Consider the following 12,881-nt stretch of genomic DNA (forward strand, 5'->3'; position numbering starts at 1 on the left):
CGCCGCTTCTCAGCCCGGCGCATAGCTCGCCACGACCACCACACGAGCGCAAAAGTCGCAATAATTGCAAGAGCATACGATGCGATCACGAAAGGCCAGGGATCCAGTCCGGCACGCATTACCACTCTCCTTGCGTCGGCCTGCGGTCGCTGTCGAGCGCCTTGCGCCGCAACCGCGCCTCAGCCTGCGCGTCAGCGAGCAAGGCTCGCATCCGCATCAGCACAACTGCTGAAAAAATAAGCGAAAACCCCAATGTCGCGGCAAGCAGAGGCCACAGGAATTCGGGTGCCATCGCAGACTTGCCCATGCTCAGACTGGGCGGTTGGTGGATCGAATACCACCACAGAACCGAATAGTGGATCACCGGCACGTTGATGACCCCTACAATCCCGAAAATCGCGGAAATGCGGCTAGATACGCCTTCCCGCGCGGTCGCTCCCGCCAGAGCGATATAGCCAAAATACAGGAACAGAAGGACCAGCATCGACGTCAACCGCCCATCCCACTCCCACCAGGTGCCCCACGCAGGGCGCCCCCAAAGAGAGCCGGTCGCCAGACAAATAGCTGTAAACATTGCGCCAGGAACCGCAGCGGCTCTACCAGCAATGGCCGCCAGCGGATGGCGCCAGACGATTTCGGCGATGCTGGCCATCGCGATCACGCTCCACCCCGCCATGCCCAGCCATGCCGCCGGAACATGAACGAACAGGATGCGGACCGTCTCCCCCTGCAGTCGCTCTGCCGGCGCGGCGAATAGACCATAAGCCAGTGAACCGAAAAGCAAAAGCGAGCCGAGCACCAGCAAGGCCGGTGTCAGCGGGCGCGCGATCGTCAGGAAGCGCTTGGGATTGGCGAAGCCGTGCATCGAATGAAGTCTGTCCTCGAACGGATGCTTTGGCAGGCACTGCCCCTAACGACAAGAGGCACTTACGCCCCCTGCCACAGGATCAGCGTCCGATCAGCTTTTGCGCCATGCGGTCAGCAACAACATCGGACGAAACTCCGCTGTTTTCGCTCTCCCGCCAGATTTCACGCAGCCGCTCAGGAATTTGAGCGATTCGCGCATTGACCTCGGTCACATCGCACGCATGCCCTTCGACCCGCGCGAAATATTCCAGCGCAACTGAGATGATCCCGCCACCGTTGATGACGTAATCGGGTGCATAGAGGATGTCCCGCTCCGCCAGCAACGCGCCGTGATGCGCGCGCGCGAGCTGGTTGTTCGCGCCCCCCGCCACGATCGGGCAATCGAGCTTCGCAATGCTCTCCTCATCGAGAATTGCCCCAAGAGCATTAGGGCTGAATACGTCGCACGGCGTGGTCATGATCGCATCGGGTGCAACGGTGTCCGCCCCGATTTCATTGGCGAGGGCTCGCACCCGTGCGGCATCGACATCCGCCAGCACCAGCGTGGCTCCATCGGCGGCCAGCAAACGGGCAACCCCGCCGCCAACCGATCCGGTGCCCTGCAATGCCACGCGAACGCCCGCTATGCTATCTTTGCCCAGCTTGTGCGCCACAGCGGCTTTGATGCCGAGGTAGATGCCCATCGCCGTGAATGGACCGGGATCGCCACCCGCCTGCCCTTCACCGACCGGAAGGCCCGACACGAACGATGTCCGCTTGCTCACCGCCACCATGTCGGCTTCGGTGATACCCACGTCTTCGGCAGTAACGTATCGACCACCCAGAGCATCAACTGCGTCACCGAATGCAGCGATCAAATCGGGCGACTTCGTGCGCGCGTCGTCCGCCAGAATAACGGCCTTGCCACCGCCCATCGGCAGACCAGCCATCGCGTTCTTATAGCTCATTCCACGGCTCAACCGCAGAACATCGCGCAAAGCGGCTTTCGGCTCGGTATAATGCCAGAATCGCGTTCCACCGCCAGCGGGGCCAAGATGGGTGGAGTGCAGCGCAATAATGGCGGTAAGCCCCGACTTCCGATCGCGGACAAGCTGCACCAGCTCGTGATCGTCATAATCGGGTTCGGTCCAGAAAGCGGTCATATCAGGCCCCTGCTCGTGCCATAGAAATCTGGCGCTGCTACGCGCCCGGCAACGAGGGGGAAATGGGGCGATCGAGGGGTCTCGAACCCCCGACCTCCGGTACCACAAACCGGCGCTCTAACCAACTGAGCTACGATCGCCATATGCCCCGGCCAATGCCGTAAAGCGGGCCACTTAGAGCCGTACGCGGCCCCGTCAAGCGGGTTCCGGCACGGGCGTGCGCCTGTTGCATAGGCGAAACGGATTTGAAAGCAAAAACTGCGCTACGCCGCGCATCACGTAAGATTGTTTCGCCTGATGGTTTATTCTATCCTTCGCAGATGACCGCTCAGGGCGAATCTTCTGCTACAATTTTGCGAGCGAACGCGCCCGTCCAGATCATCCCCTCGCCCAAGCTGGAATTGTTCCAGTTGCGCGATTTTCTGCCACTGCCGCTCTGCCATCGCCTGATTGAACTGATCGACGCCAATCGCCGCCCTTCCACAATCGCAGATGCCAATGGCGATGATTATTTCCGAACCAGCGAGACGTGCGATCTCGACCCCGACGAAGCTGCCGTACAAGATCTCGAATCGCGGCTGTATTCTCTCAGTGCTATCGATCCGGCCTTTGGGGAGCCTGTGCAGGGTCAACGCTATGCAGTGGGACAGGAATTCAAAGCCCACACCGATTACTTCGAACCCAATGGACCGGATTGGGAGAAATATTGTGCCGTCGCCGGACAGCGGACCTGGACATTCATGGTCTATCTCAACGATGTAACGGCAGGTGGCGGCACACGGTTCGGCGTGATCAAAAAGACTGTTCAGCCCGAAGCCGGTAAATTGATGTGCTGGAATAATCGACGCGCCGACGGGCGCCCCAACCCCAATACCTTACATCACGGGATGAAAGTACGCGCCGGCACCAAGTATGTGATTACGAAGTGGTATCGCGAGAAGCCGTGGCTCTGAACTTGATGCACATCAAGGATGATGTCCGCCGCCGGCGCCAAAAACCAAAGCGAACCCGAGGGAGGCAGAAGTGAACAAAATTGCCGAATTGAAAACGCAACTCGAAGATCGTCTTGTTGTCCTCTTGAACCGGGTAGACGATATCGAAGACGATCTGCGCCACCCACTCGACGCCGATTCAGAAGAACAGGCCGTGGACCTGTCGGATGATGAAGCGCTGGAAGGTGTCGATTCTATATTGCGCGAAGAAATCGCTCAGGTGCGCGCTGCCCTCGCCCGGATCGAGAATGGCACATATGGCAAGTGCGCCGTATGCGGTGAACCAATTAGTCATGCCCGGTTGCAAGCACGCCCGATCGCAACTCGCTGCATCGACCATGCATGAATGCAATCGCATGAACTGCTGAACGGAAAAGGGCGGCCCCGTCGGACCGCCCTCCCCAGCAGCCCGAAGGCCACTGAAACTTTGGCAAGCGTTACTTCTTGAGGCTGAGGCCACCAAAACGCTTGTTGAATGCCGCCACACGACCGCCTTCCTGAATCTGCTGCTTCCCGCCGGTCCAAGCCGGGTGGCTGGTCGGGTCGATATCGAGCGTGAGCGTATCACCCTCTGCGCCCCACGTCGAACGGGTCTGGAACTCGGTCCCGTCAGTCATCTTGACGGTGATCGTGTGGTAGTCGGGATGCGTATCGGCCTTCATGGCATAAATCCTTGCTAGCTCGGGCCCGGTTCCGACCGGGCACGCTGTATGCGGGAAAAGCGGGCGCCTAACGACAAGACTGCAAATTTGCAAGCCCTTCGCTGGCGAACGTTATCATTCGGGAGGATCGGCAATCATCGCTGTGAATTCACATTCACAGGTCGTTTTTCCTTCAACGCTGGCGATGCCTTTGAATTTATAGACCCGGCTACGTTTCTGGAGGAACGAAACATTCAAATCCAGCAAGCAGCCCGGTTCCACAGGAGCCCGAAATTTCGCGCCATCGACGCCCATGAAGTAAACCAGCTTCCCGGTGCCTGCCAGTTCAAGCGTTTCTATTCCGAGAATCGCCGCAGCCTGCGCCAGCGCTTCAATCTGAAGCACACCTGGCATAATCGGCCGACCAGGGAAGTGCCCCTGGAAATACTCCTCGTTGAAACTCACCGCCTTCACCGCGTGAATTTCCTCGCCGAGAATGATCGACCTTACCCGATCGACCAGCAGAAGAGGATAGCGATGAGGCAGCGCATTGAGGACGCGGCGGATATCGAAAGCAGTTTCGCTCGCGGTTTCAGGCGCGATTTCAGTACTCATTGTGCTGCCCCGTGATCCCTTAACGGCCCGTAGTGGCCGGCTGCTGTTGCTGCTGCTGGCCCTGTGCGGCCTGCTGCTGCGCCTGCTGTTCACGCACTTCGCGCGGCACCCAGCCCTGAGGCGGCACGAGTTGTGCGGTCGGCAGGAGGGTGTTGAGTTCGTTCAGCACATCTTGCGTGATATTGTAAGCACCATCGGCATAGATGATCGCACCCTGAGTTGGGTCGAGGATCAGGGAAACGCCTTTCTTCGAGGCGGCGTTCTTCACGGCCTGATCCAGCTTGTCTTCAATCTGCTCGGTCACATACGCACGGCTCAGCGCGACCGGAGCCAGAAGCTGCTGCAATTCCTGCTGACCGGATTGATTGATCTGCTGGATGGTCTGCGCCTGCTGCGCCAGAGCTGGATTCTTCGGGTTCGCCTTCTGGTCAGTGTTGAACTTCGTTACCAGCGGGTTCAGCTGATCGGCAATCTGTTTGCGGCGCGCTTCAGCCTGATCGATCTGCGCTTTGTATGTGGTGCCACGCTGCTGTTCAGCGGTCTTGAAAGCATTCGAGTTGGCAACAACGGCGGGCAGGCTGACGACACCGATCCCTTTGATCGTGTCAGCAGCGGCAGGTGCCGCGGCGATCGGGGCAACTGCGGCAGTGGCTACGCCAATGGCGAGAAGAGGCTTGAGAAGAGTTTTCATCAGAATTGAGTTCCTACATTGAAGGAGAACGTCTTGGTATCGTCGCCATCGACCTTCCTCAGGACTTTGGCGAGGTCGATCCGCAGCGGACCGAAGGGGGAATTCCAGTTCACACCGATACCGATTGAAATGCGCGGGCTAGATGAATTGCCAAGGAAGACTTCGCGGAATGGTGAAATAGGCGACGTCATTTGGGCCGTATTGGGTGATCCATCAGGTGCCGTCGGACTAGTCACAGACGTCGTAGTTTTAGTACCGTCAGCGTTAGTGATAGTTTGGAGGTAAAGTTGATTGCCCTCGGAATCGCGCACCGGGAAACTACATCCATCGGGATAGGCGCAGCTTTGCAACGCCGGGGTTCGCACACTCCAAAGCGCACCGATATCCATGAAGATCGAGGGGCGCAGGCCCATTTCCTTCATACCGCTACCCAGCGGGATCTCCAACTCGGCCCGCCCGATGTAGTAGGCATTACCGCCCAGCGCATCATCGGACACCTTGTCGCGATCCGTAACGACCGTCGTCCCCCCATTACCGTCGCTAATAATCGGCTGGCGCAACACACGCGGGCCAATGCCACGAATATCGAAACCGCGCATTTGAGGTTCACCAAGGAAGAAACGGTCGGTCAGATTCACCTCATCTCCGTTCAGTCCCTTGATTGCACCACCTTCAGCAGAGAGCGAGAAAATAAAACCACTGCCAAGAGGCCAGTAACGCGCCGCCTTACCACTAACACGAGCATAGTGGACCGAACCGCCCACCCCTGCATATTCACCAGTAAGCGAAACACTGGTCCCGCGTGTGGGACGATAGCCATTATCGAGGTTATTGTATCCCAACGTCAAGCCAACGATGGAACTCGTACGCGTCCCTAGTGCCTCACAAAGATAACGGCCTGCCAGCAGCGGATCGCACTCGAACGCAGGTGGGTTTTGCCGATCGGTAAAGAACCGATTTTCATCCAGTGAAACGTCATCATAGTTGAACGTATAGCTGCCAACCAACGACATATATTCAGTCAGAGGGACACCAACCCGCAACGAGGCGCCTGTTGTCGCCTGCTTAAAGGTCGTGTTACGATTACTACTAAGGTAATTGAAGCTATTATAATCCTTTCTGTAAATATTTATGCCAGTCGAAATATTGCGATCAAACACATAAGGTTCCGTAAAACTCAGGTTGACACTGCGTGAATACCGCGACCAGTTGACCCCGGCACCCACCGTCTGGCCGCGCCCGCGGAAGTTCCGCTGCTGAATCGAAGCGGCAAGGATAAAGCTCTCGATCGACGAGAAGCCGGCCGACAACTGCAACTGTCCAGTCGGCTGTTCTTCAATGTTAGCTTCGAGCAGAATTTTGTCAGGAGCGCTTCCCTGCTTCTGATCAATCTCGAAATTTTCCTGAAAATATCCGAGCGACTTGATACGCGCAGCCGAACGCTTGACCTGCAACGAGTTGAACGCATCGCCTTCCGCAACGCGGAATTCGCGGCGCACAACTTTATCCTGAGTCAGCGTATTGCCGTTGACATCAACCCGTTCGACATAAACGCGAGGTGCCTCTTTGATGACGTATGTGACGTCCATCGTCAGATCGTCTTTATTGCGGCGAAACTCCGGATCAATCTGGGCAAAGGCATAGCCGAAGGTACCGGCGAGTTCCGAAAACTGATCGACCGTATCTTCGACTTGTTTGGCGTTATACCAATCGCCGGTATGCATCGGCAAACGCTTGGTCATGGTTTCGCTATCAAAGTCGCGCAATTGGCTTTCGACCTTCACATCGCCGAACTTGTAGCGTTTTCCTTCTTCCACCACGTATGTGATGATAAAGTCTTTCTTATCCGGAGTTAGCTCTGCAACGGCAGAAACCACCCGGAAATCCGCATAACCTTCAGTAAGATAGAACTGGCGCAATTTCTGTTGATCGAAAGCGAGACGATCAGGATCGTAGCTGGTTTTAGAGCTAAAGAATCGTGTGAAGCGCGTCTGCTTCGTCAACATTTCGCTGCGCAGCTCTCCATCGGAGAACGCTTCGTTGCCGATAATGTTGATCTGGCGAACCTTGGACTTCGGCCCTTCGTTGATCTCGAAAACGACGTCGACACGATTCTGGCTCAACTGCACCATTTTCGGTTCGACCGAAGCTGCGAAGCGCCCCTGCCGCTTATACAGTTCGATGATACGGGCCACATCGGCACGCACTTTCGATCGCGTGAAAATCTGCCGGGGCGCCAGTTTGATTTCAGGCAAAATCTTGTCGTTCTTGATGCGTTTGTTGCCTTCAAGAATGATGCGGTTGATGACTGGGTTTTCCGTGACCTTGATAGTCACGATACCGTTATTGTTCTGAATGGAATAATCACTGAACAATTCGGTTGCAGCCAGATCCTTCAACGCCTGGTCGGCTGCTGCCGCTGAATATGGCTGTCCCACACGCAAACGAATATATGACAATATCGTATTGGGTTCGAGCCGTTCGGCCCCCACCACATTAATCTCCGTAATCGATTGCGTGGGCGTCGATTGATCAGCGGGGATCAAGGGGCCGTCCTGCGCCCCCACATCCTGTGCGTATGCCGCAGCGGGAATTCCGCCCAACACCGTGCCACACATCAAAGCCAGCGCCAGCTTTCCGAAACCTGAGCCAACTTTAGAATCAGCCACTTCCCGTCCACTCATCAACGTGGAACTCCCGTCATAAAAATTGTGCGCGGCCAGTCCGCCCCCGCTTCACCGAAATCTTGCGTCGGATGAACAGCGAGGTATCGCCGCCCTGTGCCCGATAGCGCGTTCTCGATCAAGCAAAGGAACAAGCCTATACCCGCGCATACTCCTGCATGACCAGTTACTAGCGTCCGAAAATTGGAAGCGAGATCAGGTCGTTTATCGTCACGAACAGCATCAAGGCGAGCACCAGCGCAACACCGGCACGAAACGCCATTTCCTGTCCTCGGGCGTCCACCGGCTTCCGACGGACTGCTTCAACCGCGTAGAATGCCAGATGCCCTCCGTCGAGAGCAGGGATTGGCAACAAGTTGATGAATGCCAAATTAAGCGAGACGAATGCCACAAACGCCACAAACGCCTGTGGCCCAAGGCTTAGCTGTTCGCCTGACCATTTAGCCATCTTCACCGGGCCGCCCAGTTCCTGAACAGAGCGCTGTCCAGTGAAAATCTGGCCAATCCCAGTGACCATCATGCCAACCATGCTGGCACTTTCTTTAACAGCGAGTCGGACAGCTACAAATGGACTGACCGGTCGGTAGGTCACCGGGCTGGAATAAATACCCAGACGACCAATCCGTGATTCATTGCCAAACCGATCAGTTACAACCGCTTCAGCGATTGTGACAGGGATCCGAACCAGATCTCCATCGCGCCGGACGCCCAGAACAATACTCTCTCCAGGATGCATCATCACTCGGTCAGTGATATCGCGAAATTGACCAACAGCGTCGCCATCGATGCTGACAATCTTGTCACCCACACGCACACCGGCGGCCTGAGCAGCGGATTCCGGCGAGAATTGCTCAACCTTATTCGTCTGACTTGGATCGGCTTGCACCGGCTCCCCAACAACCATGAAGAATCCGGCAAATATCGCCAGTGCTACCAACAGGTTAGTAATCGGCCCAGCAGCTACAATCAATGCACGATGCCGCAATGGAGCAAGCTGAAATGCACCATTCCGTTCATCGGGACTCATCGCGGACAATGTCCGGGCATCGGGAATGCTCGCCGGACTCATATCGCCTTTGAACTGAACATAACCCCCGAGGGGCAATAATGACAGCCGCCAACGGGTTCCGCTTCGATCAGTAAATCCCAATATCTCCCGCCCAAAGCCAACGGAGAAGACCTCAGCCTTCACGCCAAGCCAGCGTGCCACCAGATAATGACCGAATTCATGAACCGTTACCAGCGGCCCCAACAGCAGCAGGAAACCGACGATATAGAGCCAGAAAGGCGGGCTAGACATCAATTCAGACGTGCTCCATCAACTCGTTCGCCCATACCCGCGCATTACCATCGATCTCCAGTACTTCTTCCAGAGATGTGGGCGCGCGAGGCATCGAGCGCTGCAAGGTTTTTTCAACTACTACGGCAATCTGGCTGAACGCAATCTTGCCAGCAAGAAAAGCCGCAACGGCTGCTTCATTCGCAGCATTGAGAACGGCGGGCGCCGCACCACCCGATTGCGCCGCCTCGCGCGCCAGCCTTGTCGCCGGAAAACGCTCTTCATCCGGGGCGAAAAAGCTCAATTCCCCAATGGCAGCCAGATCGAGTGGCGCCATCGGTGTATCCATCCGCCCAGGCCAAGCCAGACAATTGGCGATTGGTACGCGCATATCGCTTGGCCCAAGCTGAGCGAGCGTTGATCCGTCGCGATATTCCACCATCGAATGGATCACGCTCTGCGGATGCACCAATATGCGGAGCTGATCGAGCTCGACCGGAAACAAATGATACGCCTCGATAAATTCGAGACCTTTGTTCATCATCGTGGCCGAATCGATGGTGATCTTCGCGCCCATGTCCCAATTGGGATGACGAAGAGCCTGCTCGCGCGTGGCAGTGGCTAGCTGATCGTGGCTCCATGTGCGGAAGGGGCCGCCGCTCGCAGTCAGCGTAACTGATCGTATATCGTCAGGACGATTGCCAACCAGACACTGAAAAATGGCGTTGTGCTCACTGTCGGTGGGCAAGAGAGTGGCCCTGCACCTCTCCACCGCGTGCATCAGGATGTCGCCCGCAGAAACCAATGCCTCCTTATTGGCAAGGGCGATTGTCCCACCGCGCTCAACCGCTGCCATTACCGGTGCCAACCCCGCACATCCAACAATAGCGGCCACGGTGATATCGACCGGTCGCGCAGCAGCCTCGCACAAGGCCGCTATTCCACCCGCAGTGGCGATGCCTGTTCCAGAAAGCGCTTCACGCAGTTGCGGGAGATGGAGCTCATCAGCAACAATCGCGATATCCGCATCGAATTCGCGCGCCAGTGCCGCAAGTTCAGAAACCCGGCTGTTGGCCGTCAATGCCGAAACTTTCCAGGAACCGCGATTCTGCCGAAGCAAATCCAGCGTCGATGCGCCGATTGATCCCGTTGCCCCCAGAATCGAAATCGAACGAGTCACAGGAGATTCCGAGTGATCGTCAACACAAAGAACACAGCAATCAACCCGTCGATCCGATCTAACACACCACCGTGGCCGGGTATAAGACGCCCGGAATCCTTCATCCCTGCGCGACGTTTCATCCAGCTTTCAAAAAAATCACCCGCTTGGGCGAGCGCAGCGACAAATGTGCCGAGAATCATCGCGCCGACCACACTTTTCCATCCGAAGATTCCTTCGCTACTCACGAAATAGGAATCGGGCCAGATATAGCCAACGATCAGATAGACAATCGACGCCCCTAGTATTCCGCCTGCCAAGCCTGCCCATGTTTTTGATGGACTAATCCGCGGCGCTATTTTCGGACCGCCAAGCGCACGGCCAATAAAATAAGCCCCGACATCAACTGCGATAATCGGCACGATAAAGCCTGCCGCAAAGAAGATCGGCAGATAAAGGGCCCGAAGCTGCACCATGCCCAGCGCGGCGACGCCGATGTAAATCACACCGAAGAACACCCACAGCACCTCGCTTGCGGGCGACCAACTGGCTCTTTTCACCAGACCGTTCCACTCCCACAATGCGGCCAGCGCAACCAATGCGACGAACACCAGCCAGACCCAGCCCCCCAGCATCAGGGCAATCCCGGTAATGACGACCATCACTACGGCTGAAACGACCCGCGCTCCGAGGTCGGCATTTTTTACCTGTGAGCCCGCATTCGCTTCACCGTCCGCCATATCGACGCTCCCTCCCGGCAAATTCGTCGAGCGCATGCCGCAAATCCTCCGGAGTAAAGTCCGGCCAAAGAGTATCGACGAACATCATTTCAGCATACGCCGACTGCCATAACAGGAAGTTAGAGAGACGGACCTCTCCGCTCGTCCGGATAAGCAGATCGAGCGGAGGGAGTTGAGCGGTATCGAGATGGGCCGCGATACTCTCGGTCGTAATTTCACCTTCAGCCGCCGCCAATGCTGCCGCGCGAGCGATTTCCTGTTGCGACCCATAATTGAGCGCCACTGCCAATGTGCGCGATCCGTTTGCAGTCCGCGCCAATGCATCTTCCAGCATTTCGACGATGTCGGGTGCCAGACCGCGCCAGTCACCGATAATATGCAGCCTGACATCGTTGGCGAGAAATTCGGGCAGGTCCGATCTGATGAACTTTCGCATCAGGTTCATCAAATCACCGACCTCTTCTTCAGGTCGTTTCCAGTTTTCGGAACTGAAAGCATACAGCGTCAGACACTCGACCGAAGTGTCTTTGAGCGAACGAACCAGTTTGCGAACCGCTTCCACGCCGCGCTGGTGCCCGATGGCGCGCGGCAGATGCCGACGTTTTGCCCAGCGCCCGTTACCATCCATAATGATGGCGACGTGGCGCGCTTCGGGTTTCTGGTCGGAGGTCATTGGATGAAGATCATGCCGCAATCACTGCGTCATGATCTCCTTTTCCTTGTTAGCGGCCGCCGCATCGGTTTCTGCAACATATTTGTCAGTCAGCTTCTGAACCTCTTCTTCAGCCCGCTTGCGCTCGTCCTCAGAGATTTCCTTTTTCTTTTCGTCATCTTTGAGCGCCTCCATGCCATCGCGCCGAACGTTGCGGATCGCAACTTTGGCTTTTTCGGCATATTGCCCCGCCAGCTTGGCAAGATCGCGGCGACGCTCTTCCGTCAGATCCGGAATTGGCAGTCGAATAGTTTGCCCGTCGATCATCGGGTTCAGCCCAAGGTTGGCATGGGCAATACCCTTCTCGACCGCGGTCAGGTTTGACCTGTCCCACACCTGCACGCTTAGCATCCGGGGTTCCGGCGCAGACACGGTCGCAACCTGATTGAGCGGCATCATCGCGCCGTAAACTTCGCACACCACAGGATCGAGCAGGGCCACGTTGGCGCGCCCGGTTCGCAGGCCCGACAGATCGCTTTTCAATGATTCCACCGCGCCGTTCATGCGGCGCTCGATATCGGCTTTATCGTACTTGGCCATTGTCAGGCTTCCTCTTGCACTATCGTCTGAACGCCCTTGCCTTGCAGCACACGCGCAAGGTTGCCTTTCTCGCGGATCGAAAACACCACGATCGGGATGCCATTGTCGCGGCACAAAGCAACGGCGGACGCATCCATGACTTTAAGATTATCTGCCAGCACCTTACTATAACCGACAGTTTCAAAACGCTTTGCTTCGGGATCTTTCTTGGGATCGCAATTATAGACCCCATCGACACTGGTGCCCTTCAGCAATGCATCGCAACGCATTTCTGCCGCGCGGAGTGCCGCACCGGAATCGGTGGTGAAATATGGCGCGCCGACACCGGCGGCAAATATAACAACACGCCCTTTTTCGAGGTGACGTTCCGCCCGACGACGGATCACCGGCTCGCAAACCTGATCCATCTGGATCGCCGACTGCACGCGAGTGGGTACGCCAAGCTGCTCCAAGGCGCTCTGCATGGCGAGCGCATTCATCACCGTTGCAAGCATCCCCATATAATCGGCTTGCGCGCGATCCATACCCTGTGCAGCCCCGGCCATTCCGCGAAAAATATTGCCGCCACCGATAACGAGGCAGATTTCCAGCCCGGTTTCCTTCGCCGCCTTCACTTCTTTCGCCAACTCACTAACAAACGAAGGATCGATCCCAAATTGCTGATCGCCCATCAGCACCTCGCCCGAAAGCTTGAGGAGGACGCGCTTGAGCTTGGGAAGAGGCATGGAACCAGGTTCTCGTGAATGATCGGGTAAACGGTGCGCCCTTATAGGCCAGCACCTTCTTGCGGCAAGGGAGAAGGCTTCAAACAAAGCTCAA

14 protein-coding genes and 1 tRNA gene are annotated in these 12,881 nt (G+C 56.6%); 2 read left to right on the forward strand and 13 right to left on the reverse strand.

All coding sequences use genetic code 11. The features are described 5' to 3' along the window. Nucleotides 1-118 precede the first annotated feature (118 nt). From ccmC to D6858_RS13900, 3 genes are all read right to left on the reverse strand, one after another. Nucleotides 119-865: a heme ABC transporter permease CcmC gene (gene ccmC / locus D6858_RS13890; protein WP_120111805.1), complete on the reverse strand. Its 747-nt coding sequence runs from the start codon at nt 863-865 to the stop codon at nt 119-121. An 82-nt stretch (nt 866-947) separates the two neighbouring features. Continuing rightward, nucleotides 948-2,009, reverse strand: a complete 1,062-nt coding sequence (locus D6858_RS13895; protein ID WP_120111809.1) for a Glu/Leu/Phe/Val family dehydrogenase — start codon at nt 2,007-2,009, stop codon at nt 948-950. A gap of 63 nt (nt 2,010-2,072) precedes the next feature. After that, nucleotides 2,073-2,149 (reverse strand) — tRNA-His (locus D6858_RS13900). Between the two features lie 180 nt (nt 2,150-2,329). Between D6858_RS13900 and D6858_RS13905 the strand changes: the two genes are divergently transcribed. Together D6858_RS13905 and D6858_RS13910 are read left to right on the forward strand one after the other, a co-directional pair. Next, nucleotides 2,330-2,962: a prolyl hydroxylase family protein gene (locus D6858_RS13905; RefSeq protein WP_120111812.1), complete on the forward strand. Its 633-nt coding sequence runs from the start codon at nt 2,330-2,332 to the stop codon at nt 2,960-2,962. Nucleotides 2,963-3,032: 70 nt separating this feature from the next. After that, a complete protein-coding gene (locus D6858_RS13910) occupies nt 3,033-3,347 on the forward strand; it encodes a TraR/DksA family transcriptional regulator (protein WP_120111815.1) in 315 nt (104 codons plus the stop codon). A gap of 91 nt (nt 3,348-3,438) precedes the next feature. Here the strand turns inward: D6858_RS13910 and rpmE are convergent, their stop codons facing one another. From rpmE to pyrH, 10 genes are all read right to left on the reverse strand, one after another. Further along, complete coding sequence (gene rpmE, locus D6858_RS13915; RefSeq protein WP_095011872.1) at nt 3,439-3,663, reverse strand: 50S ribosomal protein L31; 225 nt, start codon at nt 3,661-3,663, stop codon at nt 3,439-3,441. A gap of 114 nt (nt 3,664-3,777) precedes the next feature. Continuing rightward, nucleotides 3,778-4,257 (reverse strand): 3-hydroxyacyl-ACP dehydratase FabZ, encoded by a 480-nt coding sequence (fabZ, locus tag D6858_RS13920; protein WP_120111819.1) that lies wholly within the window; start codon nt 4,255-4,257, stop codon nt 3,778-3,780. Between the two features lie 19 nt (nt 4,258-4,276). Then, on the reverse strand, nt 4,277-4,948 hold the full coding sequence (locus D6858_RS13925) for an OmpH family outer membrane protein (protein WP_120111822.1): 672 nt from the start codon (nt 4,946-4,948) through the stop codon (nt 4,277-4,279). Continuing rightward, nucleotides 4,948-7,632 carry an outer membrane protein assembly factor BamA gene (gene bamA / locus D6858_RS13930; RefSeq protein ID WP_120111825.1) on the reverse strand — a complete coding sequence of 895 codons (2,685 nt, stop codon included), beginning with the start codon at nt 7,630-7,632 and terminating at the stop codon, nt 4,948-4,950. The genes D6858_RS13925 and bamA overlap by 1 nt, the downstream gene beginning before the upstream one ends. 169 nt (nt 7,633-7,801) lie before the next feature. Continuing rightward, on the reverse strand, nt 7,802-8,932 hold the full coding sequence (rseP, locus tag D6858_RS13935) for an RIP metalloprotease RseP (RefSeq protein ID WP_120111828.1): 1,131 nt from the start codon (nt 8,930-8,932) through the stop codon (nt 7,802-7,804). Nucleotides 8,933-8,936: 4 nt separating this feature from the next. After that, entirely contained in the window at nt 8,937-10,091 is a 1,155-nt protein-coding gene (gene dxr / locus D6858_RS13940) for a 1-deoxy-D-xylulose-5-phosphate reductoisomerase (RefSeq protein WP_120111832.1), read from the reverse strand. Next, on the reverse strand, nt 10,088-10,810 hold the full coding sequence (locus D6858_RS13945) for a phosphatidate cytidylyltransferase (RefSeq protein WP_120111836.1): 723 nt from the start codon (nt 10,808-10,810) through the stop codon (nt 10,088-10,090). The genes dxr and D6858_RS13945 overlap by 4 nt, the downstream gene beginning before the upstream one ends. Continuing rightward, a complete protein-coding gene (gene uppS, locus D6858_RS13950) occupies nt 10,797-11,483 on the reverse strand; it encodes a polyprenyl diphosphate synthase (RefSeq protein ID WP_120111840.1) in 687 nt (228 codons plus the stop codon). Before uppS ends, D6858_RS13945 begins: the two co-directional genes overlap by 14 nt. A gap of 21 nt (nt 11,484-11,504) precedes the next feature. Further along, nucleotides 11,505-12,062, reverse strand: coding sequence for a ribosome recycling factor (gene frr, locus D6858_RS13955; RefSeq protein ID WP_102154470.1), 558 nt, complete (start codon nt 12,060-12,062; stop codon nt 11,505-11,507). Between the two features lie 2 nt (nt 12,063-12,064). Then, nucleotides 12,065-12,787: a UMP kinase gene (gene pyrH / locus D6858_RS13960; RefSeq protein ID WP_120111843.1), complete on the reverse strand. Its 723-nt coding sequence runs from the start codon at nt 12,785-12,787 to the stop codon at nt 12,065-12,067. Nucleotides 12,788-12,881 lie beyond the last annotated feature (94 nt).

Origin of the sequence: Tsuneonella suprasediminis (assembly GCF_003605755.1) — a bacterium.
GTDB classification, from domain to species: Bacteria; Pseudomonadota; Alphaproteobacteria; order Sphingomonadales; family Sphingomonadaceae; genus Tsuneonella; species Tsuneonella suprasediminis.